This is a genomic window from Nonomuraea sp. NPDC052116, from assembly GCF_040680035.1.
GTDB classification, from domain to species: domain Bacteria; phylum Actinomycetota; class Actinomycetes; order Streptosporangiales; family Streptosporangiaceae; genus Nonomuraea; species Nonomuraea angiospora_A.
Window position 1 is genome coordinate 117,330 of record NZ_JBFAWA010000001.1, and the last position, 25,090, is coordinate 142,419.

At 70.6% G+C, this 25,090-nt stretch carries 23 protein-coding genes; 11 read left to right on the plus strand and 12 right to left on the minus strand.

The window, feature by feature from the left end:
• Positions 1 to 5: 5 nt before the first annotated feature.
• Positions 6 to 1,016 carry a polyprenyl synthetase family protein gene (locus tag AB0L65_RS00550; RefSeq protein WP_364239090.1) on the minus strand — a complete coding sequence of 337 codons (1,011 nt, stop codon included), beginning with the start codon at positions 1,014 to 1,016 and terminating at the stop codon, positions 6 to 8.
• Positions 1,017 to 1,313: 297 nt separating this feature from the next.
• Here AB0L65_RS00550 and AB0L65_RS00555 point away from each other — a divergent pair, with 297 nt between their 5' ends.
• Positions 1,314 to 2,675: a cytochrome P450 gene (locus AB0L65_RS00555; protein WP_364239091.1), complete on the plus strand. Its 1,362-nt coding sequence runs from the start codon at positions 1,314 to 1,316 to the stop codon at positions 2,673 to 2,675.
• Positions 2,676 to 2,686: 11 nt separating this feature from the next.
• Positions 2,687 to 4,210, plus strand: a complete 1,524-nt coding sequence (locus AB0L65_RS00560) for a prenyltransferase/squalene oxidase repeat-containing protein (RefSeq protein WP_364239092.1) — start codon at positions 2,687 to 2,689, stop codon at positions 4,208 to 4,210.
• A 17-nt stretch (positions 4,211 to 4,227) separates the two neighbouring features.
• Here the strand turns inward: AB0L65_RS00560 and AB0L65_RS00565 are convergent, their stop codons facing one another.
• The gene (locus AB0L65_RS00565) at positions 4,228 to 5,109 is read right to left on the minus strand and encodes a terpene synthase family protein (RefSeq protein WP_364239093.1); all 882 of its coding nucleotides are present in this window, start codon (positions 5,107 to 5,109) and stop codon (positions 4,228 to 4,230) included.
• A 660-nt stretch (positions 5,110 to 5,769) separates the two neighbouring features.
• On the opposite strand from AB0L65_RS00565, the gene AB0L65_RS00570 reads away from it, so the two are divergent.
• The 4 genes from AB0L65_RS00570 to AB0L65_RS00585 are packed head-to-tail and all read left to right on the plus strand — an operon-like array spanning position 5,770 to position 9,473.
• Entirely contained in the window at positions 5,770 to 8,115 is a 2,346-nt protein-coding gene (locus tag AB0L65_RS00570; protein ID WP_364239094.1) for a nitrate- and nitrite sensing domain-containing protein, read from the plus strand.
• Entirely contained in the window at positions 8,112 to 8,531 is a 420-nt protein-coding gene (locus tag AB0L65_RS00575; RefSeq protein WP_364239095.1) for a roadblock/LC7 domain-containing protein, read from the plus strand. Before AB0L65_RS00570 ends, AB0L65_RS00575 begins: the two co-directional genes overlap by 4 nt.
• The gene (locus AB0L65_RS00580) at positions 8,528 to 8,905 is read left to right on the plus strand and encodes a DUF742 domain-containing protein (protein ID WP_185077533.1); all 378 of its coding nucleotides are present in this window, start codon (positions 8,528 to 8,530) and stop codon (positions 8,903 to 8,905) included. The genes AB0L65_RS00575 and AB0L65_RS00580 overlap by 4 nt, the downstream gene beginning before the upstream one ends.
• Positions 8,886 to 9,473 (plus strand): ATP/GTP-binding protein, encoded by a 588-nt coding sequence (locus AB0L65_RS00585; RefSeq protein ID WP_350722156.1) that lies wholly within the window; start codon positions 8,886 to 8,888, stop codon positions 9,471 to 9,473. Before AB0L65_RS00580 ends, AB0L65_RS00585 begins: the two co-directional genes overlap by 20 nt.
• A gap of 47 nt (positions 9,474 to 9,520) precedes the next feature.
• On the opposite strand, the gene pip is transcribed toward AB0L65_RS00585, so the two are convergent.
• Genes pip through AB0L65_RS00600 form a run of 3 tightly spaced genes read right to left on the minus strand, consistent with a single transcriptional unit; the run spans position 9,521 to position 11,045 of the window.
• Positions 9,521 to 10,453, minus strand: a complete 933-nt coding sequence (pip, locus tag AB0L65_RS00590) for a prolyl aminopeptidase (protein WP_364239096.1) — start codon at positions 10,451 to 10,453, stop codon at positions 9,521 to 9,523.
• A gap of 50 nt (positions 10,454 to 10,503) precedes the next feature.
• Positions 10,504 to 10,743, minus strand: coding sequence for a dihydrofolate reductase family protein (locus AB0L65_RS00595; protein WP_364239097.1), 240 nt, complete (start codon positions 10,741 to 10,743; stop codon positions 10,504 to 10,506).
• Positions 10,740 to 11,045: a hypothetical protein gene (locus tag AB0L65_RS00600; protein ID WP_364239098.1), complete on the minus strand. Its 306-nt coding sequence runs from the start codon at positions 11,043 to 11,045 to the stop codon at positions 10,740 to 10,742. The genes AB0L65_RS00595 and AB0L65_RS00600 overlap by 4 nt, the downstream gene beginning before the upstream one ends.
• Before the next feature lie 146 nt (positions 11,046 to 11,191).
• On the opposite strand from AB0L65_RS00600, the gene AB0L65_RS00605 reads away from it, so the two are divergent.
• On the plus strand, positions 11,192 to 12,565 hold the full coding sequence (locus AB0L65_RS00605) for a hypothetical protein (protein WP_364239099.1): 1,374 nt from the start codon (positions 11,192 to 11,194) through the stop codon (positions 12,563 to 12,565).
• Here the strand turns inward: AB0L65_RS00605 and AB0L65_RS00610 are convergent.
• From AB0L65_RS00610 to AB0L65_RS00625, 4 genes are all read right to left on the minus strand, one after another.
• Entirely contained in the window at positions 12,460 to 12,927 is a 468-nt protein-coding gene (locus AB0L65_RS00610) for a hypothetical protein (protein ID WP_364239100.1), read from the minus strand. The two genes, AB0L65_RS00605 and AB0L65_RS00610, sit on opposite strands and share 106 nt — an antisense overlap.
• Before the next feature lie 165 nt (positions 12,928 to 13,092).
• Positions 13,093 to 15,642 (minus strand): polysaccharide lyase family 8 super-sandwich domain-containing protein, encoded by a 2,550-nt coding sequence (locus tag AB0L65_RS00615; RefSeq protein WP_364239101.1) that lies wholly within the window; start codon positions 15,640 to 15,642, stop codon positions 13,093 to 13,095.
• Between the two features lie 59 nt (positions 15,643 to 15,701).
• Positions 15,702 to 16,922: a cytochrome P450 gene (locus AB0L65_RS00620; protein ID WP_364239102.1), complete on the minus strand. Its 1,221-nt coding sequence runs from the start codon at positions 16,920 to 16,922 to the stop codon at positions 15,702 to 15,704.
• Positions 16,923 to 17,027: 105 nt separating this feature from the next.
• Positions 17,028 to 17,750 carry a TetR/AcrR family transcriptional regulator gene (locus AB0L65_RS00625; RefSeq protein ID WP_364239103.1) on the minus strand — a complete coding sequence of 241 codons (723 nt, stop codon included), beginning with the start codon at positions 17,748 to 17,750 and terminating at the stop codon, positions 17,028 to 17,030.
• Positions 17,751 to 17,844: 94 nt separating this feature from the next.
• Between AB0L65_RS00625 and AB0L65_RS00630 the strand changes: the two genes are divergently transcribed.
• Genes AB0L65_RS00630 through AB0L65_RS00640 form a run of 3 tightly spaced genes read left to right on the plus strand, consistent with a single transcriptional unit; the run spans position 17,845 to position 20,381 of the window.
• The gene (locus tag AB0L65_RS00630; protein WP_364239104.1) at positions 17,845 to 19,254 is read left to right on the plus strand and encodes an MFS transporter; all 1,410 of its coding nucleotides are present in this window, start codon (positions 17,845 to 17,847) and stop codon (positions 19,252 to 19,254) included.
• Positions 19,251 to 19,598 (plus strand): nuclear transport factor 2 family protein, encoded by a 348-nt coding sequence (locus AB0L65_RS00635; protein WP_364239105.1) that lies wholly within the window; start codon positions 19,251 to 19,253, stop codon positions 19,596 to 19,598. The genes AB0L65_RS00630 and AB0L65_RS00635 overlap by 4 nt, the downstream gene beginning before the upstream one ends.
• 57 nt (positions 19,599 to 19,655) lie before the next feature.
• Positions 19,656 to 20,381, plus strand: coding sequence for a DUF998 domain-containing protein (locus AB0L65_RS00640; RefSeq protein ID WP_364239106.1), 726 nt, complete (start codon positions 19,656 to 19,658; stop codon positions 20,379 to 20,381).
• Here the strand turns inward: AB0L65_RS00640 and AB0L65_RS00645 are convergent.
• On the minus strand, positions 20,323 to 21,312 hold the full coding sequence (locus tag AB0L65_RS00645) for a hypothetical protein (protein ID WP_364239107.1): 990 nt from the start codon (positions 21,310 to 21,312) through the stop codon (positions 20,323 to 20,325). The genes AB0L65_RS00640 and AB0L65_RS00645 overlap by 59 nt on opposite strands.
• A gap of 149 nt (positions 21,313 to 21,461) precedes the next feature.
• Between AB0L65_RS00645 and AB0L65_RS00650 the strand changes: the two genes are divergently transcribed.
• Positions 21,462 to 22,943, plus strand: coding sequence for an APC family permease (locus AB0L65_RS00650; protein WP_364239108.1), 1,482 nt, complete (start codon positions 21,462 to 21,464; stop codon positions 22,941 to 22,943).
• Between the two features lie 94 nt (positions 22,944 to 23,037).
• Here the strand turns inward: AB0L65_RS00650 and AB0L65_RS00655 are convergent, their stop codons facing one another.
• Both AB0L65_RS00655 and AB0L65_RS00660 read right to left on the minus strand, forming a co-directional pair.
• Complete coding sequence (locus tag AB0L65_RS00655; protein WP_364239109.1) at positions 23,038 to 24,678, minus strand: cation acetate symporter; 1,641 nt, start codon at positions 24,676 to 24,678, stop codon at positions 23,038 to 23,040.
• Complete coding sequence (locus tag AB0L65_RS00660; RefSeq protein ID WP_350722185.1) at positions 24,675 to 25,004, minus strand: DUF485 domain-containing protein; 330 nt, start codon at positions 25,002 to 25,004, stop codon at positions 24,675 to 24,677. Before AB0L65_RS00660 ends, AB0L65_RS00655 begins: the two co-directional genes overlap by 4 nt.
• Between the last annotated feature and the right edge of the window lie 86 nt (positions 25,005 to 25,090).

The window sequence follows — 25,090 nt, forward strand, 5'->3', positions numbered from 1 at the left end:
TGCGGTCAGCGGGCGCGGTCCGCCAGGGAGACGCACAGGGCGCGCAGGTCGGCGGCGTCCGGCAGGTGCTCGTCCATCACCGCCACCGCCGAGGCGACGTACCGCTCCGCCTGGGCCTGCGCGGCGGCCCGGCCGCCGGTCTCCTCGACGAGGCGGGCGGCGTGGTGCACGGAGTCCTCGTCCGAGACCCCCTCCGCGAGCAGGTCGGAGAGCTCGCCGGCGGCGGGGTGGTCGGCGGCGAGGGCCGCGAGGACGGGGAACGTCTTCTTGTCGCGCCGCAGGTCGGAGTAGACGGGCTTGCCGGTGACGCGCGGTTCGCCCCAGATGCCCAGCATGTCGTCGACGATCTGGAACGCCACCCCCAGATCCCGCCCGGTCTGCCACATGAGGTCGCCCAGCTCGGGGGCGCCGCCCAGGGCCACCCCCGCCGCCGCGGCGGCGGCCAGCAGGCTGCCCGTCTTGCCCGCGACCATCTCCGTGTATTCGGCGATCGTGACCGCCTTGGGCCCGCGCCACGGCCGGTTCTCGAAGGCCATGTCCGCGGTCTGCCCGTTGACGAGCTCGATCAGCGCCGTCGACAGGTACGTCATCGCCTCGGGCCGTCCGGCGAGCTGGCCGACGGCCAGGGCCAGGAAGGCGTCGCCGGTCAGGAGCGCCGGCCCGACCCCGTACGCCTTCCAGAGCGCCTCCCGGTGCCGCCGCCGCTCGTCGTGGTCGATGATGTCGTCGTGCGCCAGCGAGAAGGCGTGCACCAGCTCCACCGCCACCGCCGCCGGGAGGGCCGACTCGGCGGTGCCGCCCACGGCCTCGGCGCTGAGCATCGCGATGGCGGGCCGCACGCCCTTGCCACCGTCGCCTTGGTGCGGCCTCCCGTCGGCATCCGACCAGCCCAGCGCGAACGCGGCCATCCGGGCGCCCTCCGGGTGCAGGACCGAGACAGCCTCGCGGAGAGCCGGTTCGAGCAGACCCCGGCAGCGGGCCACAGCGCCGCCGCCCAAGGGATGGCTGAGATTCAAACGGTGCTCCTACCCCGGTACGATCTTGAATCTACATGCACAAGCATGTGATACTCCACCCATCGATTGACATTTGTCAGGAAATGTCCACGGCGTGAGACGGACACGGTACGCGATGGAGGAAGCACTCGTGGCGATGGAGGCCGCCCCGCGCGACAGGCAGACCGCCACCCCCTCCCAAATAACGCCAAATCGGACAATTTATTATAAATCACTTTTTTCGCGATAAATGTCCGTCTTGCAGAGATCGCATCCTAGATCCGGGAGCGCAGCCATGCCGCACGCCAAGGAACGTCCGTGACCAAGCCCGAAGTCGTTCCCTTTTACCGGGCCATCCCCCGGCTGGTGAGGAACCCCGCCATCGAACTGGCCCGGATGGGCACCGACGCCGCCGGGCGGGTCGTCCGGCTCGACCTCGGCCCCTTCCGCCCTTACCTGATTTCGCATCCGGACCACGTCCAGCAGGTGTTCAAGACGGACTGGACCAACTTCGTGCGCGCGGGCATGTTCTGGCAGCCGCTCCAGCGCCTGATCGGTCAGAGCATCATGGGCGAGGGCGAGGCCTGGGCGTCCGCCCGGAAGATCCTCCAGCCGCTCTTCACCGCGCGCTACACGGCCGCACTGGCCGAGGACATGGCCGACATCATCGCCGAGCGCATCGTCGAGCTCGACGACTACGCGCTGACGGGCCGCCCGATCGACGTCGAGCACCAGATGACCTCGATCGTCAACCAGGCGGTCATCAACCTGCTGTTCGGCGGCCGGATCACCCGTGACACCGCCGAACGGCTGGCGCCCGAGTTCGCCACGTGCGCCAGCTCGATCGGCTTCCGCATGCTCTTCCCCTCCGCGCCGTACTCGATCAGGGTCCCGGGCGACCGCGCCTTCCTGCGATCCACGAGGAAGATCCACGAGATCATCAACCCCCTCATCGAACGGGCGCAGCGCGAGGACACCGAGGGCAAGGAGAGCAAGGAGGTCGTCTCGGCGCTGCTCGCGGCCAGGCTCGAGAAGGAGGGCAAGGCCGACCTGCGGCAGATCCGCGACGACCTGGTGAACGTCTACGGCGCCGCTTCGGAGAACACGGCGATGTCGCTGATGTGGCTGTGGGCCGTGCTGGACGATCACCCGGACGTGAACGCCCGGCTGCAGGAGGAGATCGACCGGGTGATAGGCGGCGGCCCGGTGCGGCCGTCGCACGTCGCCGAGATGCCGTATCTCCGCATGGTCCTGCAGGAGCTCGTGCGGGTCTACCCGAGCGCCTGGGTCGTCCCACGCCAGACCGTGGCGGACACGGAGATCGGCGGCGTCCGGATCAAGGCCGGCTCGCAGGTGCTGGTCAGCCCCTACGCCACCCACCGGCTGGAGGAGTTCTGGCCCCGGCCGACGGAGTTCGACCCCGAGCGCTGGGCCGGCGAGAAGGCCGGAAGCCGGCACCGCTACTCGTTCATCCCCTTCGGCGCGGGCCCGCACGTCTGCCTCGGCCAGCACCTGTTCTATATCGAGGCGTCTCTGTTGATCGCCAACCTGTTCACCAGGTACCGGCCGGCGCTGCCCTACCCGCAGAAGCTGACGCCCCTGGTGGGGGGAGCCACCTTGCGGCCCAAGGAGAAGCTCTTCCTCCAGCTGCACCCGACCGAACGGAATCGTGCGGCGTGAGCATCGGCGAAATGGCGGACAGCACCGCGGCAGCGGAAGAACTCGTCCAGAGCCTCATGCTCAGGCCGTGGGGGCAGGTTTCGCCCTCGGTCTACGAAACCGGCCGGCTGGTCTCGCTCGCCCCCTGGCTGACCGGCCACCTGGAACGCATCGAGTACCTGATCGACACCCAGCGGCAGAACGGCGCCTGGGGCGCACCCGACGGGTACGGCGTGGTGCCGACCTTGAGCGCCACCGAGGGGATCCTCTCCGCTTTGACGCGCGGAGACCCGGACACGGACCGCGAGCGCCTGGCGGGTGCGGCGGACCGTGGCCTGCTGGTGCTCGCCGCCTGGCTGAGCGGCCCGCTCGAGCTGCCCGACATGCCGGCGATCGAGCACATCGTCCCCTCCCTCGTCGACCGCATCAACCAGCACGTCGAGGGCTTACCGGGCCGGGCGCCGATTCCGTTGCCCGAGGCCATGAGCTACGACACGCTCCACGCCGTCAGATCCTGGGTCAAGTCCGGCATGGAGGTGCCGCAGAAGCTGCTCCACGCCCTGGAGATCGCGGCCGACGAGGCCGCCGGAGCGCCCGGCATCCGGCCCACGCCCATCGGCAGTGTCGGCGCCTCGCCCGCGGCGACCGCCGCCTGGCTGGGCGAGGGCGGGGGACCCGACGCGCACGAGCCGGCCCGCGGACACCTGGAGGCGGTGGTCCGGTTGTACGGCGGCCCGGTGCCCGTCGGGCTGCCCATCACCGTGTTCGAGCGAGGCTGGGTACTGAGCTGGCTGCTCCGGGCGGGCGTGCCCGTCGAGGTGCCGCCGGAGATGGTGGCCGACATCAGAGCGGCCATAGGTCCGGCCGGCACGCCCGCGGGATCCGGGCTGCCCGCCGACGCCGACACGACGTCCGTGGCGCTGTACGCGCTGGCGCTGCTCGGCGCGCCGCACGAACCGGACAGCCTGTGGGGGTTCCGCTCCGGCACCCACTTCTCCACCTGGCCCGGCGAGCAGGGCGTATCGGTCAGCGTCAACGCGCACGTGCTGGACGCCTTCGGCGAGTACGTCCGCCGCAGGCCCGCCGCCGCACCGCGCTACGACGAGACCATCGCCGAGCTGGCCGCCTGGATCCGGGATTGCCAGGGTCCGGACGGGAACTGGACGGACCGGTGGCACGCGTCGCCGTACTACGCCACCGTCAGCTGCGCGCTGGCGCTCGACGCCTTCAGCGGAGAGGTCTCGCGGGAGGCGGTGCGCGCGGCCGCCGAGTGGACGCTGGAGACTCAGCGGCCGGACGGCTCCTGGGGCCGCTGGGAGGGCACGGCGGAGGAGACCGCGTACGCGATGCAGATCCTGCTGCTGACCCGAGGACGTACGGATCCGCGGCATGTTCGTGCGGCGGATCGGGGTCACCAATACCTGTCACGCTCGACCGGCGGCGACCACCCCCCGCTCTGGCACGACAAGGACCTGTACGTCCCCCGCGCCGTGACCCGCGCCGCGGTGATCGCGTCGTCGCACCTCAGCCGGCAGGCCCGGGCGCAGGCGGTCTAGCTCCGATGAGCTCCGGCTCAGACGGTCCAAAAATCACCGCCGTCGAAGTAAAAGCCCCAGGTGATCATCATCTGGCGGCGAAGATCTTCCGCCACGCCCGGACAGGACTGCGCGAGCCGGTCCAGCGCCGGGTCACATGCCTTGCGTTCTTCGGCGATCAGTTCCCGCAGAGCCTGCTCGTCGAGCCCGAGCATCTGTGCGTTCAGGTCCGCCCATTGGCGGTCGCGGTTGACGGTGCGCAGGTCGTTGACCAGGCGCATGACCCGTTGAGTCGCGTTGGCGGCGTCGATGATCGCCGGCAGGTGCTCGCGAGTGGCTTCCGGTTCGTCGGTGCTGATCAGACGGGAGACCCCGACACAGGTGGAGCCGAAGTTCGCCGCATTACCCAGATACTCCTGCACGGTGGGTGCCGCGCCGGTCTGCCGGGCCGCGGTCTTCCAATCCCATTCCCGCGCCATCGCATCGAGCATCGCGGCCACCTCGGTGCGCCATACCGGTCCCAGATGACCGAACGCGGGCGCGTGAGCCAGGTCGTCGCGGATGTGAGCGAGCGGCCGGGCCAGGGGCGTGCGCGGGTCGTCGCCGGCGATGACGTCCTTGCATTCCTCGACGATGGCCTGCACCTGGGATCGCTGTGTCGCATCACGGTCGATGGCCGCGTCGAGCGGGAAAATCCAGAACGCCAGCCGGGAGGGGCTCCGCAACACGCCCGGAGCATGGCGCGGGGTGCCATAGACCATCATGTTCGCGATCTGGCCAGGGGTGTCGGCGAACTCACCGGTGTCGAAGAGCTCGGGGTAGGACGCGGCGGTGCTGCGAAGGTCACGGGCGCATTCCGCCGCGCGGGCGGACAGCGCATCGGACGAAAGCTCGTCGGGGAGGGACGGCGAGGGGCTCATGACGGCTCCTGTCAGGTACTCCCAGCCAAAAGGGATACCAGGGTTGGAAACTGTGCATTGTTCGGAATCGGTTAATGATCACACCGCGACTGAGATGACACAACGCGGACGGCGCCCACGGCACACTCCGATCCGGCGAGCAGGGGCCGAGCTCGCCGGGCAGCGTGGTGGTCCAGGTCTCGACGGCTCGTGCGGCCAGGGTGGTGGCGCCCTTGCGGACGCACGGCGCATCCGGGCTCGGTCGACGATGACGGCGGCGTCGCGGGCATCGGTCCTGCCCTCGCCGCGGAGGCGCAGGAGCGCAGAAGCCGTGACGCGTCGGGGACGGAGTCGAGTGCGACCCCCCCCCAGGACGTCGCCGCGGTCCTGCTGTGGCACGCCCGTCAGCTGGTGCGATTGTTCAAGAAGGCGGTCTGCGAGGTTGTTACGAATGCCGAAATGACTGGAGGCAGAGCTGGTCACTTGCGGTGCATACCGACACTAGACATCTTTGGGTGAAAAATTGACTAATAGGCTGTCAGAACCTGACATCTGTGATTAATGTTTCTTGAGAGGCGGTTTGCGAGTGCGCTAGAGTTCCTTGATCGATACTGTATGTAACCTCGCCGCACGTAAGGTGTCCGGCAGACCAGATATGACTTGCACAGGGTGGGTATGATAATGCGCTTCCGCAAGACGGGGCTGCGGACCAAGATCACGGCTCTGCTGCTCTCCCTGGCGGCCTTGTGGGTCTTCGCTGCGTGGGTCACCCTCCGTGAGGGAGTCAACCTCCTGTGGGTCTCCCAACTCGACTCCGCTATTGCGACCCCCAGCGATCCGGTGCTCTTCGGCCTGCAAAAAGAGCGCCGGCTTTCGGTCGTGAGGCTGAGCGAGAAGACCCCCCAAAACCGCAAAGAGCTCGAAACACAGCGTAAGCAGAACGACCGCGTCATCGCCGCTTTCCAGGAGTCGGTCAGCGCCGGGCTGGTCAGCTGGGCGTTGGACGATCAGGGCCAGAAGCGGCTCGCCGACCTGCTCAAGCAGCTCGAATCGGTCAAGGAGATACGCAAGGCCATCGACGCGGGCAAGCTCAGCCGCGTACAGGTGATGACCGAGTACAACGACGTCATCGACCCCATCGACCGTCTCTACGGGTCGATGGCGACGCTCGACGACAAGGAGGTCGCCAAGGACGTCCGTACCCTCATCACTCTGAGCCGCGCCAGCGAGCTCCTCACCCGGGAGGACGCGCTGCTCGCCGGCGCGCTCGCCGAGGGGCGGCTGACTCCCGCCGACCAGGCACAGTTCAGCCAGGCCGTGGGCGCCTGGCGGATCGTCGCCGGACAGGCCGCATCCGAACTGCCCGACTCCGAAAGGGCCGCCTACGACAGGCTGACCAAGAGTCGGCCGTTCGTCCAGCTCCAGACCATGGAAACGCAGGTCATGGAGCATGACCCGGCCGCTCTGAACCTGCCGTTCACCGGTGACGAGTGGAAGTCGGCGACCGAACGCTTCCTGACCGACTTCAACGGCATGGTGCTCGGCGCGGGCGACCGCATGGTGGACCGGATCGTGCCCGTCGCCGTCAACGTGATCGTCCGGCTGGTCCTGGCCGGTGGTCTCGGGCTCATCGCCGTCATCGCCTCGATCATCCTGTCCATCACCACGGCCCGCGACCTGCTCGCCCAGCTGCAGAAGCTGCGCGACGCCGCGCACGAGCTGTCCGACGACCGGCTGCCCGGCGTCGTCGAGCGCATCGGCCGCGGCGAGGACGTCGACCTGGCCAAGGAGGTGCCCGCGCTGGACTTCGGCGACGACGAGATCGGCCAGGTGGGCCAGGCGTTCAACACCGTGCAGCACACCGCCGTCAGCGTCGCCGCCGAGCAGGCCGAGCTGCGCCGCAGCATCCGCGACATCCTGCTGAGCCTGGCCCGCAGGACGCAGGGCCTGGTCCACCGGCAGCTCACCGTGCTCGACGTCATGGAGCGCCGCGAGACCGACCCCGAGGAGCTGAAGGAGCTCTTCCGGCTCGACCACCTGGCCATCCGCATGCGCCGCAACGCGGAGAACCTGATCGTCCTGTCCGGCTCGGCCCCCGCACGTACGTGGCGCCGCTCGGTCCCGATGGTGGACGTCGTCCGCGGCGCGCTGGCCGAGGTCGAGGACTACACCCGCGTCACGCTCATGCCCATGGGCGACGTCGTGCTCGTCGGCCGCGCCGTCGGTGACGTCATCCACCTGCTCGCCGAGCTGATCGAGAACGCCGTGTCGTTCTCGCCCCCTTACACGAACGTGCAGGTCAGCGGCCAGCTCGTGGCCAACGGGTACGTGATCGAGATCGAGGACCGGGGCCTGGGCATGAAGCCCGAGGACCTGGACTCCGCGAACGAGCGCATCGCGGACCCGCCCGAGTTCCGCATCACCGGCACCGCCCGGCTGGGCCTGTACGTGGTCAGCCAGCTGGCCAGGCGCCACGAGATCCAGGTGGTGCTCAAGGCCTCGCCGTACGGCGGGACGACGGTCGTGGTCCTGCTGCCGCAGGAGCTCGTACAGCTCGACCCCACGCCCGAACCGCAGGACGGCGGGCGGCGGGAGCGGCTGCCGCGCCGGACGACGGCGGTGGCCGCGGCTGCCACCGGGGCGGCCACCGCGTCGCGGCCGGTCACCGGGGAGAACGTGCGGACGCTCAAGCCCGCACGCCCGATGCCGGTCCCGGCGCCGACGCCGGTCCCCCAGCCTGCCCGCCCGATCACCGCTGTGGAGACACAACCCGAAACGCCAGCCGAACCGGAGCAGAACCCTGTGACCGAGTTCACGTCGAACGGGCTGCCCCTCCGGGTGCCCCAGGCCAACCTGGCGCCAGCGCTGCGGGACGACACGCCCACGCAGCCCGACTTCGAGGAGGACGATGACGAGCGCTCGCCGGAGGAGATCCGCGCGATGATGGGATCTCTGCAGTCAGGCACCCGTCTTGGCCGCACCGAAGCCGCCAAGATGCTGGATGAGCAGTCTGGAGATGAGGCATGACCCCTACCTCCGGCACCGACCTGAACTGGCTGCTCGATGACCTCGTCGGCCGTATCAAGGAGGTCGAGCACGCCATCGTGCTGTCGTCCGACGGCTTGCTGATGGCCTCCTCCGCCGCGTTGCAGCGGACCGACGGCGAGCACCTGTCCGCCGTCGCCTCCGGGCTGCAGAGCCTGGCGAAAGGCGTCTCGGACCACATTTCCGGCGGCTCCGTGCGGCAGACGGTCGTGGAGTGGAAGAACCAGTTCCTCATCGTGACCATGGCGGGCGAGCGCGCCTGCCTGGCCGTCCTGTGCGCGCAGAACGCCGACATCGGGCTGGTCGCGTACGAGATGGCGATGATGGTGGCCCGCGTCGGCCAGTACCTCACCTCGGGCGCCCGCAACGCCGAGGCCGTCGCCAGGAGCGACCGGTGAGAGGCGCGGACGAACCGACGGATGAGCACTGGGTGGATCCGGAGATCATCCGGCCCTACGTGGTCACCCGTGGCCGTACGCAGCCCGTGCACGGCCGGTTCGACCTGATCTCCATGGCCCTCGCGGTGGGCCCGCCGCCGGGCCCCGACGCCGGGCTCGACCCGGAGCACCTGCGCATCATCCAGCTCTGCCGCGAACCGAAGTCGGTCGCCGAGATCGCGGCATACCTCGACCTGCCGGCCGGCACGATCCGGGTGCTGCTCGGCGACCTGTTCGACCGCGAACTCGTCTCTGCCCAGGAACCACAATCCGAGGTGGACATGCACGACATGAAGATGTACAGGGCGGTGCTCGATGGTCTTCGCTCGCTCTGAGCGTCCGCGCCTGCCGACGGCGATCAAGATCCTGATCGCGGGCGGCTTCGGCGCGGGCAAGACGACGATGGTGGGCGCTGTCTCCGAGACCCGGCCGCTGCGCACCGAGGAGGTCCTGACCGACCGCGGCATAGGCGTGGACGACATCTCCTCGGTGGAGGCCAAGCGCACGACCACCGTGGCGATGGACTTCGGCCGGATCACGCTGGGCAACGACTACGTCCTGTACCTGTTCGGCACACCCGGCCAGGAGCGTTTCTGGTTCGTGTGGGACGAGCTGGCGGAGGGGTCGCTGGGGGCCGTCATCCTGGCGGACACGCGGCGCCTGGCCGACTGCTTCCCGTCGGTCGACTACTTCGAGCGGCGCGGGACGCCGTTCGTGGTGGCCGTCAACTGCTTCGAGGGATCGCCGTCGTTCGAGCTGGACGAGGTACGGCTGGCGCTCCAGCTCAGCCCCTCCGTCCCCATCATCATGTGCGACGCCCGCAAGAAGGACTCGAGCCGCGAGGTCCTGATCGCCCTGGTCAAACACTCGGCCCGGCTCCGCGCCGAACCGGTCGGCAGCTGACCCCCCGGGAGGCGCCCGTTCATCAGGGGCGCCTCCCCGAGGGTTTCTCAGCGGAAACGGTCCGTCGCGGCGACCACCTCCGCCACCATGTCCCTCCCGCCGTGTCTCTCGCCGCAGACCACGAGCTCGCTGCCCGGCCAGCTCTTGTGGAGCTCCCAAGCGGTCTCGAGCGGCCCGCTCACGTCGAGCCTGCCGTGGACCAGCACCCCCGGGATCCCCTTCAGCAGGTGGGCCCGTTCCACCAGGTCGCCCTTCTCCGGCAGGAAGCAGTCATTGCCCCAGTAGTGGGTCACCAGCCGCGCGAACGTCATGCGGAAGGCGGGATCCTGGAAGCGCGGGTTCGGCTGGTACTGCGGGTCGAGGCTCACGTGCGTGTCCTCCCAGTCGCACCAGTCGCGGGCGGCCTTCTCGCAGGTGCTCGGGTCGGCCAGGAGCCTGGCGTAGGCCGCGGCCAGGTTCCCGTCACGGTCCTGTTCCGGCACTGCGTCGCGGAAGCGCTCCCACTCCTGGGGGAAGACCCGTCCCACGTCCCGGGTGATCCACTCGATCTCCTTGCGGCGGCTCGCGGTGACCGCCATCAGGATCACCTCGCTCACCCGTTCCGGGAACCGCTGCGCGTAGGCCAGGCTCAGGGTCGAGCCCCACGAGGCCCCGACCAGCTGCCACTTCTCGATGCCCAGGTGCGCCCGCAGGAGCTCCATGTCGGCGATGAGGTGCTGCGTGGTGTTGACCGACAGGTCGGTCTCCGGCAGCCCGGCGTTCGGCGTGCTGCGCCCGCACCCCCGCTGGTGGAACAGGACGATCCGGTACACCTCGGGGTCGTGGAAGCGCCGCCAGTTGGCCGAGAACTCGCCCCCGGGACCGCCGTGCACGATCAACGCCGGCTTGCCCGCCGGGTTTCCGCTCACCTCCCAGTAGACCTGGTTGCGGTCGCCCACGTCGAGCATGCCCTGGTCGTACGCTTCGATCGGAGAATACATAGGCGCCAAGGTAACGCCCGCCGGGCTTGGGGACGGCGCCGTGACCGTCCTCAAGGCGCTTCGTAGCGCAGGTTGAGCACGCCGGTCTCGAACGTCTCGGACTTGACCAGCTTCAGCGCGTGGGTCGGGCCGTCCTCGAACAGCCGCTGCCCATGGCCGACGGCGATCGGGTGGACGAGCAGGTTGAGCTCGTCGAGCAGCCCGTCGGCCGGCAGCCACCGCACGGTCGTCGCGGAGCCGGACATCTGGAAGTCGCCGTCGATCCGCTCCTTGAGCCCCTGCGGGATCATCCGAAGTTGTTGGTCTGTTCGTTGTGGTCGCCGATCTGCACGCCCTTCCCCTCCTGGATGTGCACCACGGCCCCGGAGCCGGGCGGCGTCCGCGCCTCGCGCTCACCGTACCCGGGTGCCTGCCGCTGCCGGATGCAGCCGGTGACGGCGAGCGTGAGGGCGGCCAGCTCGCAGAACGCGGCGATCACCCCGGCCGGTCCCGCCGCCTTGTCCATCCCGGCCACCGCGACGTACGCGCCCAGCCCCGCCGCGACGACCGCCCCGGCCGCCACGGCGGTCCACATCAGCACCCGCCACTTCATATCTCGCATCATTCGCCCGGACCATGATCGATGCCTATACGGGGCTGGTTGTTAAGACCTTTCCGATACGTGGCGGCCACGGTTATCGCCTTGACGGCGGGCGGCGCGCGAGAGAAATGTGGAGAAGGCCAGGGGGGCGAGTCGGCGTGGGCGCGTACAGGGGATATTTCAGGAGGCCGGCGGCACGCTCGGAGGAGCGGGCCCAACCGGCGGCTCGGTCGCTCCGGCCGGACCCGGCGCCGCTCGGCGCGTCGGCGCACGAGCAGGCGGCACGACGCCTCGAGGAGCGGCGCAAGCAGATCGCCGCGGAGCTCGACCGGCTCACGGCGGCCGTGCGCGGGCTGGAGGAGCGCGCGCCGTCGCCGAGCCGGGCCGCTCGGGCGCGGAAGCTCCTGACCGAGATCAAGGGCCTGGAGGCGGAGCTGCGGCGGCAGCCCGCGCGGCACCCGTTGGCGGCCGTCCTCCTGCAGGAGGACACGCCTTCGGCGAAGGCGTCGCGCCTGAGAAGACGGGTGGAGACGGTCATCGCCCAGGTGCCGGGCTCGCGGCCGGAGCGTGAGCGGCAGCCGGTACGAGGCAAGACCACCGAGCTACCGAAGGGCGCCACGTCGCCGGCCTCGGCGGAGACCGAGCTACCGAGGCGCGCCAAGTCACCGGCTGCGGCGGAGACCGTGCTGACCGTCGGGCGGCAGTCCGCGGACGGCGTCACCGTCAAGGAGACCCTGCTGGGCGAGCGGACCCGCAAGGTGGACATCAGCGGCTCCTGCGGCGTGGTGGTCGGTTCGGGCAACCGGCAGCACAACCACTTCCACTACCAGCTCGCCGACCGCCCGGTCTCCCTGGCGGAGGTGCTCACCGCGACGCCCGCCCACGAACGCGCCCTGGCCAACCTCGTCGAGAACCCCGCCAGCGCCCGCGCCAACCGCGCCATGCGCTCCCTCCTCGGCAAGGAGGCGGCCAGGGTCATGGCCCGCGACGACGCCGTCACCGCGAGGTCGGTGCCGAAGCGCGTCCGCCTGTCGGGCGTGCTCGGTCCCGGCGGCGAGATCGTGGTACGCGGCTCCGCGGGCGTCGTGGTCGGCCGGGGCAACGTCCAGAACAACCACTTCCACTACCGCCTCGAACGGCCCGACGCGCTGCTCGCACGGGCCCTGGCCGAGAACGAGGGCGCCATGCGGGCGATCGGCCAGATGTACCGGGACCCCGCGGGCCGGATGACCGACCGGGACCTGGGCGCGATGTTGACGCGGCTCGTCACGGCGAAGAGGCCGGCGGCCGACCTCGTCCAGGGCCACGGCGGCCGGACCGAGCGCGTACCGGACGGCCGCGGCGTCATGATCGGCTCGGACAACGTCCGGATCGACGAGGTCCACTCCCCCGGCCGTTCCGGATGGCGCGTGATCCTCAGGGCCGGTCAGAACGTCCCGGCCAAGGCCGTCACCAGGCCGTCGGTCGACAGCGAATCGGGACAGAGGCGCCACTCGTCCTCGTCCCGCAACCTGAGCAGGGACCGGTGGTAGCCGTCGCGTAACACGCCGACCGCGAGCTGCGCCCGGCGTACGCCGAAGCTCTTGCCGCGCCGCCGTCTGCCGAGGCGGGTCACGACGGTCACCTCGGTCACCAGCACGCATCCGTGCACATCGTGCGGCCAGGTCACCTTGGCCAGCTCCGTCCCGAGATCGCCCGGGCCGAGCGGGGTGAGGGGGATGGCCAGGAGAGCGTCCGGCGGCACCTCCGCCAGCGGGTCCAGGGGGTAGGCGACCCCGAGGTAGGTGTCGCGATCGGTCAGGGCGTACATGCGGTGCGCCCCGTCCCACCCCTCACCGGCGGCGTCGCGTCCGGCCGCGATCACCGCGGCCGTCAACGCGTCGCGACCAGCCACGAAGGCATCATCCCCCTCGACGGGCGAGAGGGAAAGCGCGGCCCGTTTCGAGCACCACGCCCGCCGCCTACCGGCGCTCCTTCGGCCGCCGTGATCACCATAAGGGGCCGGTGGGCAGCCCCTGACGACGTCCGATCCGCGCGATGCAGGAGCGGGCTCGGCGCGTCAGCGCAGGGTGGCGGTGAGGGTGCGGCCGTGGGTGTGGCGGGTCGTCGCCTGGACGAGGGTGCCGCCCGGCACGCGCCGTACCGTCACCCCCTCGTCGGCCGCCTCCAGCCTGAGGGGCGCGCCGGTCAGGACGACGGTGACGCGGTCGCGTTTCATCGTGGGGTCCGACAGGGCGACGACCGTGCGCTCGCCGGACTTGACGATGACCGAGGCGGGGCCGTCGACGATCAGGTGCCCGGCGTGGCGGGGGCCGTCGGAGAAGACGTTGGCGGCGACGATCCCGAGCGTCTTGTGCCGGACGGCCTGCACGTGCCGGTCGTTGGCCAGGACGGTGAGCGGGCCGTCCGCGTAGCGGCGCAGGCGGGCCTCGGTCGCGTTCGGGACCAGGGCGTAGGCGAGGGCGGGGGCGTCGCCGGTGGCGGGGTGGGCGATCGAGGCGGTGAAGACGTTCTTGGTCACGCCGGTGTCGGGGTTGGACGTGCGCACGACTCTGCGGCTGCGGGTCACCGTCTCCAGCCCGGCCGCGACGGTCTGCCGGGTGAGGAAGGCGTACCCGATCGCGGTGGCGCGGGTGCCGTTGGCGTAGCGCAGCCAGCGCGGCGGCGTGGTGTCGCCCGGCTGCCAGGCCCGGCCGCCCCAGCTCTCGCCGGTGAGCGCGACCGCGTCGCCCGGGGCGGCGATGCGGCTGTCCACGGTGGTCACCGCGGCCCGGCCGCCCTCACCGGAGACGCCCGCGGCCAGCACCACGATCTCGTCGTCCAGCATGAACCAGGACTTGGTCGCGCGGGCGTTGCGGTAGGCGACGAAGTCGTCGGGCAGGATGCCCGCCTGTTTGGCGGTGTAGGCGGCGTCGTCGGACTGGACCATCCCCGCCGCGCCGTACGCGCCGAGCGTCGCGCCGCCGGAGAAGACGTTCCCGGCCTTGGGGAAGTACACGTAGGTGTTCTGGGACTCCGAGGAGGAGGTGAAGTTCAGCGGGTGGCCCGGGTTCTCGTACCAGAGCCGGCCGTACAGCTCGGGCACCGTGCGCCGCTCCTCGACCGGCGCGGTGATCCCGGCCAGCCGGTACGGCGAGACCGCCGTGTAGTAGTCGACGCCGAACACCTCGCGCTGGTCCTCCCCCGCGAGGTAGAGGTAGTACGCGCCGTCACCCTGGAACCAGGGCATGAGGTTCTCGCCGCTCATGTACTCGTATTTGCTGATCCGCTCGGAGCTGCGCGCCAAGGCGAAGGCGTAGCCGGGCCGCCGGTGGACGGTCCTGTCCATGGAGTTGAACGCCACGCAGCGCGCGGACGGATTGAGGTCGGCGGCCGGGATGGCGGAGTCGGCGCGGATGGCCGCGTACCGGGCGACGCTGACCGGGGAGACGAAGGCGGCCGTGTCGGCGGCCGGCAGGAACCTGACGTACTTCTTCAGCGCGAGGGCCTCGGCGCCCTCGACGTGGTCGGCCAGGTCGGCGACGGCCTCCACGACCACCCCGACGTCGGCGTAGCCGGTGGTGGTGCGCGAGGCCGCCCGCCCCTTGACGATCTCCATCATCCAGCCCTCGAAGATCAGCGGGGCGAAGCCGTCGGCGACCCAGCGGTACACCACGCCGGCCAGGTCCTCGGAGGTGCCGCCGCTCGTGGCGCCCTCCAGTGTCTTGAGGGTCTGGACGACGCGGGTGAGCAGGGCTTTCCCGTAGGAGCCGGTGTAGGCGACCGAATGGTGCTGGATGAAGGAGCCGTCGCGGTAGTAGCCGTCGGTGTTGCCGTGCTGGAGGTTGTAGGGGTCGATCGTGGCGAAGACGGTGGCCTGGTCGGAGATGGCCTTGCCGACGCGGGCGTCGTCGCCGGTGAGCGCGCCCTGCACGATCCGGTTGGCGGTGATGTCGGCCAGGTTCGCCCCGGTGTGGAAGCGCGAGTCGAGGTCGACGTCGCCGTTCTTGCCGTTGCGCAGGTAGGCGTCCATCGAGGCGATGTACGTCGCCGTCAGGTCGGGCCGGTCCTCCCGTACGCGGTTGGCCAGCAGGGCCAGGGTCCTGCTCACGTGCGTGGAGATGCCGATCTCCCAGTTGTGCCAGTTGCCGTAGTAGCCCGCCGGCTGGTCGCCGTAGTAGCGCTCGTGCAACCACTGCAGGCCGTCGAGGACCCGCCGCTGGACGGCGGTGTCACCGTCGAGCTGCCCGGCCGGCGTGCGGGTCGCGAGCGCGATCTCGAACAGGTACTGGTACGCCAGCCGCAGGTTGGCGTCGTCGGTGCCGAGCCTCAGCCCGGAGAACAGCTCCCCGGTGCCCGCCTGGTCCATGGCGGCCAGCCGCTGCCGGGCGGTCGCGGTGATCGACGCGAGCTTGCCGGCGACCTCGGGCCGGGCGTTGACCTCCGGGGTGCCGGCGAAGATCGCCACGGTGTTGGCGAGCAGCCGCGCGTGGTCGATCCCCGCGGCGGCGCGTACGGGGCCGGCCGCGGCGAGCAGACCGGCGGCGGGGAGCAGGGAGAGAACCTGGCGGCGGGACATGTGCGGCACGGCGAGCTCCAGGCCGTTGGGGGGATATGCCGGGCTCACCATACATGATCCCTTTCGCCGGACCAGGGAGGCGAAGTCCATGCTCCCAGCCCGGCGGCACGTCAGGGCTGAGCGACACCGAGGTTGACCGGCAGCGACAGCGGGCCGATCGTGAAGAACGACGGGGAGTACGGGATGTCGTCGGGGTCGACCGCGAGGCTGAGCCCCGGCAGCCGCCGGTACAGCGTGGCGAGCGCCAGCCGGCTCTCCAGCCGGGCCAGCGGCGCCCCGATGCAGTAGCGCGGGCCGTGGCCGAAGCCGAGGTTCCCGGTCTGCTCGCGGGTGATGTCGAACGCGTTCGCGCTCTCCCCGTACTCCACCGGATCGACGCCGCTCGCCTGGTAGACCACGCCCACGGCCTGGCCCTTGGGGATGTGCACCCCGGCGACGGTCACGTCCTCCGCCGTGAAACGGAAGCCGGTCATCATCACCGAGTGGCGGTAGCGCACGGTCTCCTCGACCACGTCGGCCCACCGCTCCCCCGCCTTGGCCAGCGCGAGCTGATCGGGATTCCGGGCCAGCGCCACGATGGCGTACCCGAGCAGGTGGACGGTGGTCTCGTGGCCGGCGACGAGCATGATCCACAGGACGCCGACCAGTTCGTCGGTGGTGAGCTTGGCGCCCTCGTCGCGCGCCTGGACCAGGCCGGAGGTGAGGTCGTCGCCCGGCTCGCGCTGCTTGCGCTCCACCAGTTCGTGCAGGAAGGCCTGGAGGTCGTTCTGCGTCGCGAACGCCACCTCCGGCGGGGTGGTGTGGGCGAGCAGCGTGGAGGTCCAGTTCCGCAGGCGGAGCCGGTCCTCGGCGGGGATGCCGAACAACTCGCAGATCACCCACATCGGCAGCGCCTCGGTGAAGGCGGGCACCAGGTCGACGCCGTCGCCGGCGGCCACCACCTCGTCGAGCAGCTCGTCGATGATCTGCTGGATCCGCGGCTCCAGGGCCTGCACCCGGGACGGTGTGAACGCGCTGCTGATCAGACCGCGCAGGCGCCTGTGGTCGTCGCCGTCCATGGTGGACAGGTGACCGCCCTGGACGATGGCGCGCAGCGGCCAGTCCTCGGGGATCGATCCGTCGTGCAGGGCGGGCCAGTGCCGGGGGTCTCTGAGGAAGGTCCTGTTGTCGCCGGCGAGGATCTCCCGTACGGCCTTGTGGGTCAGGGCCAGGTAGGCGGGCACACCCCCTGGGAACTCCACCTCGACCACGGGAGCGATCTCCCGGAACCGGATGCAGGTGTCGAGCGGGTTCTCGTCCACGGCGGGGAACGAGGGGAGGTTCGTTGTCATTTGCCGCCCTTGAAGTCGGTAAGTGACCAGCGCCCCCATCAAATATGCGTGGTGATCAAGAGACAACAGTGGCCGGTGATCAGTGACGTGATGGTTACCTTGCGTTCACCCGCGCTGGTGGGGAGTGGCGGGTGGGGTCAGGCCGAGGGACGTGATCAGGGCGATCATCTCGTCGCGGTAGATCGCGGCCGGATCGCGCGTGAGCGTGCGCAGGTGGCCGTAGATCTCCAGCGCGACCAGGCCGTGCATGCGGCCCCACACCCGTAGCGTGAGCGCCACCGCGTCCGGCGGCAGGTCCGGGAACGTGGCCCGGATGTCGGCCGCCAGGCCGGGGTCGAAGTCGGACCAGGTGTAGGAGCCCGGGCCCGGCCCGGTCCAGGCCGCCGCGACCAGGCCCGTGAGCCCCCGGCACGCCCGGTGCTCGGCCTCGTTCGCCGGGCCGTCCTCCGGGGGCTGATAGCCGGGGACCGGGTCGCCGTAGATGAGGCGGAAGCCCTGCGGGTTGGCCAGGGCCCATTCGCGTACGGTCTGCGCCCAGGCCAGGACGCGGCCGCCCGGGTCGGCGGCGGGAACGGCGTCGCGGGCGGACTCCGCCTCGTCCACCAGGGCCGTGTAGAGGTCGGCGATGAGCGTGGTGACCAGGTCGTCGCGAGTGGCGAAGTAGCTGTAGATCGCACCGGCCGTCATGCCCATGTCGCGGGCGATGGCGCGCAGCGAGATGGCGTCGGGGCCGCCGGCCGCCATGAGCTTGAGCGCGATCTCCTTGATCTCCGCCGTGGTCTCCGCGCGCAGCCGCTCGCGCCTGGTCATCGTCGTCTGATCACCCACGCTTGACAGTCTACAGCGTTGGGCTACTGTTCCCCGTGTACGAATTGAACGGCGTGTAGAAAGTTCGCGCCGTGTAAAGAGAGGAGATTCCCGAGTGACGCTTGCCACCTCTCGTGCGCCGACCGACGTGGGCCGTTCCGGGCCCAGGCTGGCGCTGCTGGCGTTCACCCAGCTCATCGTGGCTCTCGACTACAACATCGTTTACGTGGCGCTGCCCGACATCGGGACGGCGCTGGGCTTCAGCGCGCGATCCGTGCAGTGGGTGGTGAGCGCGTACGCCATCGGGCTCGGCGGGCTGCTGCTGCTCGGCGGCCGGGCCGTGGACAGGCTCGGCGCCCGGCGCACGTTCATGCTCGGACTGGCGCTGTACGGCGTGGCCTCCCTGGCCGGCGGGCTGGCCCCCGGCTCCGGCGTGCTGATCGCCGCCCGCGCCGTCCAGGGCGTCGGCGGGGCGCTGCTCACCCCGGCCACGCTCGCGCTGATCTACCGGGGGTTCGCGGAGGGGCCCGCGCGCAACCGGGCGCTGGGCGCCTGGGGCATGGCCGGCAGCGCCGGGCTGGCCGCCGGGTCGCTGCTGGGCGGCGTGCTCACCAGCGCCCTGGGCTGGGAGTGGGTGTTCTTCGTGAACGTCCCCCTGGCCGTCGGCGCCGTCCTCGCCGCGCCCCGGCTGCTCCCCTCCGACGGCCGTCCCGCGTCCGGACTGCGCGGGTTCGACGTGCCGGGCGCGCTGCTGGCGACGGCGGGGTCGACGCTGGTGGTGTTCGGCCTGGCGAGCGGGCCGGAGGCCGGATGGGGGTCGCTGCGCGGCGCCGGGTCGCTGGTCGCGGGCCTGGCGCTGCTGGGGCTGCTGGTCCTGGTCGAGGCGCGTGGCCGGGATCCGCTGATCCCGCTGCGGCTGGTCCGGCGGCGCGGCCCGGCCACCACGATGGTGGTGATCGCGGTGTTCCAGGGCACGCTGGGCGGCGCCTACTACGTGCTCACCACGTACCTGCAGCCGGTCCTCGGCTACAGCGCCCTGGAGGCGGGGCTGACGTTCCTGCCGCTCACCCTCGTCTGCATGGCCGCCGCGCTGAAGGCCGCCCCGGTGATGCTCGGCAGGTGGGGGATCCGTACGACGCTCAGCGCCGGGATGCTCGGCGCCGCAGCCGGGATCGCCCTGCTGACCGCGGGCATGCCCGCGGGCGGCGGCTTCTGGACGCTGATGCCGGGCAGCCTCGTCTGGGGATTCTTCGGCGGCGTGGCCTTCGTCGCCCTGTTCGCGGCGGCCGGCGCCGGGGTGGCACCGGAGGCGCAGGGCGTCGCGTCGGGCCTGGCCAGCACGGCCAAGGAGGTCGGCGGCGCGATGGGGCTGGCCGTCTTCGTCGCCGTCGCCACCGCCTCCTCCTCCGACCTGCTGGGCGGGCTGCACGCGGCCGGTTGGGCCGCCGCGGCCGCCACCGCCCTGGGCGGCCTCGCCGCCCTGGCACTCGAACCGAACCGAACCACGGAAGGAATCACGTCATGATCGACGACCTCATCGGCAGGTACCTGGACGTCTGGAACGAGCGCGACGCCGCCGCCCGGGACCTCCTGATCAAGACCGTGCTCACCGACGACTCCGTCTACTCCGACCCCGACTACGCCGGGCTGCGCGGGCACGCGGAGCTGTCCGAGGCGATCGGCCGGGCCCAGGAGAAATTCGGCGACCTGGTGTTCACCCTCGGCACGCTGGTCGGCGCCCATCACGACACGGCGCTGTTCACCTGGCGGCTCGGCGCGCCGGGCTCGGAGACGCCGGTGGCGACCGGCTACGACGTCGTGGAGTTCGCGGGCGACCGCATCAGCCGCGTGGTCGGTTTCTTCGCATGAGTTCTCCTTGTCAGGCTGGATTGACAGCGACCCGCCTGTCAGTCTAGCTTGACAAGCATGCGAACTCTCACACCTGCGGGCCCCGCCCCCATCGCGGGGCCCGGCGACCCGACGCCCAGGCGGCTGCTGCTGTGCGGGGTGGTCGCCGGGCCGCTGTTCGTCGTCGCGTTCCTCGTCGAGGGCGCCCTCCGCGCCCACTACGACCCGCTGCGCCACCCGGTCAGCTCGCTCGCGCTCGGGCCGGGCGGCTGGGTGCAGGCGGTCAACTTCGTCGTGGCCGGCCTCCTGACGCTGGCCTTCGCCGCCGGGCTGCGGCGGGCGCTCCACAAGGTCTGGGGCCCGGCCCTGGTGGGGGTCTGGGGCGCCGGCCTGATCGGCGCCGGGGTGTTCACCACCGACCCGGTGAGCGGCTACCCGCAGGGCACTCCCGACCTGCTGCCCGAGCACGGCAGCACGCACGCGGCGCTGCACGACTACTTCTCGCTGGCGGGATTCGCAGCGCTGATCGCGGCCTGCCTGGTCTTCGCGGTCGGGTTCGCGCGGGACCGGAAGCTCGGGTGGGCGGCGTACTCGGCCGCCAGCGGGGCCGGGTTCACGGTGGCGATGGCGCTGGCCACGATCGCCTTCAGCCAGAACCCGGCGCTGGTCGCCCACGGCGGGCTCTTCCAGCGCGTGGCGGTCACCATCGGCTGGGCCTGGCTGACCCTGCTGGCGCTCCGGCTGCTCAGGCGGCGACCCGCCGGGCCGCGAACACCAGCAGGACGACCGCGGCGACCGTCATGATCGCGTTGCTGGTCAGGTCGGCCGCCGGGCTCGCGGGCACGATCACCTTCCACGGGAACGAGTGCCACGCGTACGTGAGCATGGCCCCCGCCGCGAGCGCCAGCCGGTGCGCGTCCGACCAGCCGGACCCGTGCGACCAGCGTCTCACCAGGACGCCGACCCCGGCGAACAACGCCAGATAGAGCAGCACGCTCAGCCACGCCGGGACCGGCAGCCCGGCCAGCCAGGGCGACAGGCCGGTGGGGTCGCACGCGTACAGGAGCACGAAGAACGCGCCGGCCGCCAGGGCGAACGCGAACACCACCCACGGGCTCGGCGCCCGCCCCGCGACGGAGGGGGCGGTGCGGCGCAGGCGCAGGCCGAGCACGATGGGCGCGACGACCAGCACCCCGGCGCCGGCGTACTGGATCGGGGTGGCGAACCAGCCGCCGAGCGCGCCCGTGGCGAAGGCTCCGAGGCCGAAGTAGATCGCGAAGAACACGGCCACGGCCCAGAAGCCGCGCTTCTTCAGCCATGGCTCGGTGCGGCGCGGACCGGCCAGCGTCTCCATGACCGCGATCGGGACGCTGATGCTCCAGATCGTGTGCACGCCGACCATGAACAGCAGCCAGGGGACCCCGGTCCCCAGCGCGGGAACGTAGCCGTAGTCGAGGATGCGCACGCCGTACCAGTTCTGGTTCCACAGCGTCTGGGTGAAGAACGCCTCCTCGAACATCCCGTACGCCAGCCCGAACGCCAGCATGGCCGGCCAGCCGCGCCCGGTCCGCCGGACCGCCTCGCGGATGAGCAGGGCGCCGGTCCCGTAGAGGGGAACGGTGCCGACCACCACCCCGACATTGGTGATCGCCATGTTCCCCATCAGGAACTCGGCGGTCAGCGGCGCCAGGAAGAACAGCCCGATCGCGGGCGCCACGCGAGCGAGTAAGGGCATCTGGTGAGTCGTTGTCACGACCTCCAGATAACACCACTTCGAGTAAAGTTACAATTGATGTAAAGATATTCGCGATGTAACCACCCATCAGGCGCACGTGCTTGACGACGGCCGTGGCCCGGCGGATCTTTGCAGGTAGGAGGTCGCCCATGTCCGAGAACGAGCTGCTGTCCGAGCGGGTGGCCGGCGGGATCCTGCCGCGGGTGCTGACCACCTTCGACATGGTGGCGATCTTCGTATCGATCGTCCTGTTCATCACGAACGCCGCCGTCATCCAGTCCGCGGGCCCGGCCGCGTTCGGGTGGTGGATCATCGCGTTCGCGCTGTTCCTCGTCCCGTGCGCGATCGTCACGGGCCAGCTCGGCGCCATGTTCCCCGGCGAAGGCTCCATCTACCTCTGGACGACCAAGGCGTTCGGGCCGTTCTGGGGGTTTTTCGCCGGGTTCTGCGCCTGGTGGCCGGGCGTGCTGGTGATGGTGGCGACCGGGACGCTGACGATCTCGTTCCTCGGCTACGTCTTCCCCGCGCTCGGGGAGCTGTCCGTGGCGGCCCAGGGCGGGCTGATCGTGGTGATCCTGCTGCTCGCGGCCGTGCTGGCGGTCCTGCGCTTCCGGCTGACGCAGAACGTGGTGAACGTCGTCTTCCTGGCGTACGGGCTGGCGATCCTGCTGATGTTCGCGGCCGGGATCGCGCACCTGGCCCAGGGGCACCCGGCGGCCACGAACCCGTGGGACTTCGCGGCCTGGAGCCCGTCGGCCGAGCACGGACTCAACTTCGCGAGCTGGAGCTTCTTCGGCCTGGCCGTGCTGGCGCTGCTGGGCGTCGAGGTGCCGCTGAACATGGGGGTGGAGATCAGGCAGGAGCGGGCCGTGACCCGGTACCTGCTGTGGGGGTCGCTGGCCGTCATGGTCGCCTATCTGGTCGCCACCTGGGGCGTGATGGTGTCGGTGCCCGCCGGGGAGGCGGCGAACATCACCGCCGTGGCCGAGGCCGTGGGGATCGGGCTGGGCGACTGGGCGGGCAAGCTGGTCGCGCTCGTGCTGGCGGCCATGTTCTTCATCATCACCGTCGTCTACAACTACTCCTTCGCCCGGCTGATCTTCGTGTCCGGGCTGGACCGGCGGCTGCCGAAGGCGGTCAGCCACGTCAACGCGCAGAAGGTGCCGGACGTGGCGGTCTGGATCCAGACCGTGCTGGCCGGGGTCTTCACGGTGGCGGCGTTCGTGGTGGTGCCCTTCGCCTCGGCCAGACCCGCCGACGCGCAGACCGAGGTCTACAACGTCCTGCAGGCCGCGGTCACCGTGATCTGGTGCCTGTCGATCGTGGTGCTGTTCGTGGACGTGCTGATCATCCTGCGGCGCTACCGCGAGCAGTTCGAGGCGCGGCGGCTGGCCTCCCCCGCGGTGTTCTGGGTGGCCTCCGTCGTGGGGGCGCTGGCCTCGCTCGTGGGCGTGGTGGCCACGCTCTCCGGGTCGTGGACGCCGCTGATCTCCAACGACGCGGGCAAGGTCACGCTGTTCGGCGCCGAGATCGCGTACGGGATGTGGTTCTGGCTGGTCGGCGGGATCGCGCTGGCGTCGCTGCTGGTGGGCGCCCTGCTGTACCTGGTCGGGCGCCGGGTGCCCGCCTGAGGCGGCACGGCGAAGGGCCCGGCCTCCTGGGAGGCCGGGCCCTCGGGTGCAGGCGCCTTCGGAGGGGAGGGGTGAGGCGCCTTCGGGGGGAACGTCAGTGCTGGGTCGCCTTCTCCGCGCCGACGCCGGTGAGGGAGCGGACCTCCATCTCGGCGTACTTCGCCGCGTTGTACTCCTTGCTGAGGATCGTGCCGAGCCACCCGCACAGGAAGCCGATCGGGATCGACAGGATGCCGGGGTTGCTCAGCGGGAACCAGTGGAAGTCCACGCCGACGATCAGCGCGGTCGGCTTGACGCCGGCCGGGGGCGCCGGCGCGGAGACCACCGGCGAGAAGATGACCAGGATCAGGGCCGAGATCAGGCCGCCGTAGATGGCCGAGACCGCGCCCGTCGTGTTGAACCGCTTCCAGAACAGGCTGTAGAGGATCGCGGGCAGGTTGGCCGAGGCCGCGACCGCGAAGGCCAGGGCGACCAGGAAGGCCACGTTCTGGCCCTGGGCCAGGATGCCCAGGCCGATCGCGATGGCGCCGATGACCAGGGCGGAGATGCGCGCCACCACGACCTCCTGGCGCTCGCTGGCCTGGCCGCGCTTGAAGACGTGCGCGTACAGGTCGTGCGAGAAGCTGGAGGAGGAGGCCAGCGTGAGGCCCGCGACGACGGCGAGGATCGTGGCGAAGGCGACGGCGCCGATGAGCGCCAGCAGGATCGTGCCGCCGACCGAGCCGAAGATCTCCTGGCCGATGCGTTCGGCCAGCATCGGCGCGGCCGTGTTGCCCGCCGCGTCACCGGCGACGATCGCGGTCTTGCCGACCAGGGCCGCGGCGCCGAAGCCGAGGACGAGGGTCAGCAGGTAGAACACGCCGATGATGCCGATGCCCCACAGGACCGACTTGCGGGCGTCCTTGGCGGTGGGGACGGTGTAGAAGCGGATGAGGATGTGCGGCAGGCCCGCGGTGCCGAGCACCAGCGCCAGGCCCAGGCTGATGAGGTCGATCTTGCCGGCCAGCCCCTGGGCCTCGGTGCCGTACTTCAGCCCGGGGATCAGGAAGTTGCCCGGGTTCGCCTTGGGGCCGCTGGTGGTGGCGGCCTGGCCGAGCAGGGCCGACAGGTTGAAGCCGAACTTGCCCAGCACCAGCACCGTCACCAGCGCCGCGCCGCTCATCAGCAGCACGGCCTTGACGATCTGCACCCAGGTGGTGCCCTTCATGCCGCCGAAGACCACGTAGACGATCATCAGCGCGCCCACGCCGACGATGGTCCACGCCTTGCCCGCCGGGGAGGTGATGCCGAGCAGCAGGCCGACCAGCGCGCCCGCGCCGACCATCTGGGCCAGCAGGTAGAAGATGCTGACCACGATGGTGGACACGCCCGCCGCCGTGCGCACGGGACGCGGGCTCATCCGGAAGGCCAGCACGTCGGCCATGGTGAACTTGCCCGAGTTCCGCATCAGCTCGGCGACCAGCAGCAGCGCGACCAGCCACGCCACCAGGAACCCGATCGAGTACAGGAACCCGTCGTAGCCCGACAGCGCGATGATGCCGGCGATGCCGAGGAAGGAGGCGGCGGACATGTAGTCGCCGCCGATGGCCAGCCCGTTCTGCACGCCGGTGAACGACCGCCCGCCGGCGTAGTAGTCGGCGGCCGTCTTGGTCTGCCGGCTCGCCCAGAACGTGATCCCCAGCGTGGCGGCGACGAAGGTGAGGAAGAGGATCATCCCCAGGGTGTGGGAGCTCACTTGGTCTTCTCCTCAACCTCGTGGCGGAGCTTGTCAGCGATCGGGTCGAGCTTCTTCTCGGCGTGCCTGGCGTACGCCCACGCGATGAGGAACGTGGAGACGAACTGGAGCAAACCGAAGACGAGGCCGACGTTGATCTCACCGAGCAGCTTGATCCCCATGAAGCCGCGCGCCCATCCGGACAGCACCACGTAGAGCAGGTACCACGCGAGGAACGCCACGGTCATCGGGAACGTCCAGGCGCGGAATCGCCGTTTCAGGTCCTGGAACTCACTGCTCTCCTGAACTTCCTCGTAGACCGATGCGTCATGTTCTTTAGTAGTCACGAGACCTCCACTGTGATGCGGATCACGCCCAACGTAAGAGCGCAACCTACCCGTCGTGGAGGCCCCTGGTGACGTTGTTCGACGAG

Bases quoted from the DNA above. Each gene is read 5' to 3' on its own strand.
- AB0L65_RS00635 (WP_364239105.1), top strand. From the start codon at position 19,251: ATGATCGACGACCTCATCGGCAGGTACCTGGACGTCTGGAACGAGCGC.
- AB0L65_RS00620 (WP_364239102.1), bottom strand. From the start codon at position 16,922: ATGACAACGAACCTCCCCTCGTTCCCCGCCGTGGACGAGAACCCGCTC.
- AB0L65_RS00575 (WP_364239095.1), top strand. From the start codon at position 8,112: ATGACCCCTACCTCCGGCACCGACCTGAACTGGCTGCTCGATGACCTC.
- AB0L65_RS00615 (WP_364239101.1), bottom strand. From the start codon at position 15,642: ATGGTGAGCCCGGCATATCCCCCCAACGGCCTGGAGCTCGCCGTGCCG.
- AB0L65_RS00600 (WP_364239098.1), bottom strand. From the start codon at position 11,045: ATGAAGTGGCGGGTGCTGATGTGGACCGCCGTGGCGGCCGGGGCGGTC.
- AB0L65_RS00640 (WP_364239106.1), top strand. From the start codon at position 19,656: ATGCGAACTCTCACACCTGCGGGCCCCGCCCCCATCGCGGGGCCCGGC.
- AB0L65_RS00585 (WP_350722156.1), top strand. From the start codon at position 8,886: ATGGTCTTCGCTCGCTCTGAGCGTCCGCGCCTGCCGACGGCGATCAAG.
- AB0L65_RS00570 (WP_364239094.1), top strand. From the start codon at position 5,770: ATGCGCTTCCGCAAGACGGGGCTGCGGACCAAGATCACGGCTCTGCTG.
- AB0L65_RS00645 (WP_364239107.1), bottom strand. From the start codon at position 21,312: ATGCCCTTACTCGCTCGCGTGGCGCCCGCGATCGGGCTGTTCTTCCTG.
- AB0L65_RS00565 (WP_364239093.1), bottom strand. From the start codon at position 5,109: ATGAGCCCCTCGCCGTCCCTCCCCGACGAGCTTTCGTCCGATGCGCTG.
- pip (WP_364239096.1), bottom strand. From the start codon at position 10,453: ATGTATTCTCCGATCGAAGCGTACGACCAGGGCATGCTCGACGTGGGC.
- AB0L65_RS00595 (WP_364239097.1), bottom strand. From the start codon at position 10,743: ATGATCCCGCAGGGGCTCAAGGAGCGGATCGACGGCGACTTCCAGATG.
- AB0L65_RS00650 (WP_364239108.1), top strand. From the start codon at position 21,462: ATGTCCGAGAACGAGCTGCTGTCCGAGCGGGTGGCCGGCGGGATCCTG.
- AB0L65_RS00560 (WP_364239092.1), top strand. From the start codon at position 2,687: ATGGCGGACAGCACCGCGGCAGCGGAAGAACTCGTCCAGAGCCTCATG.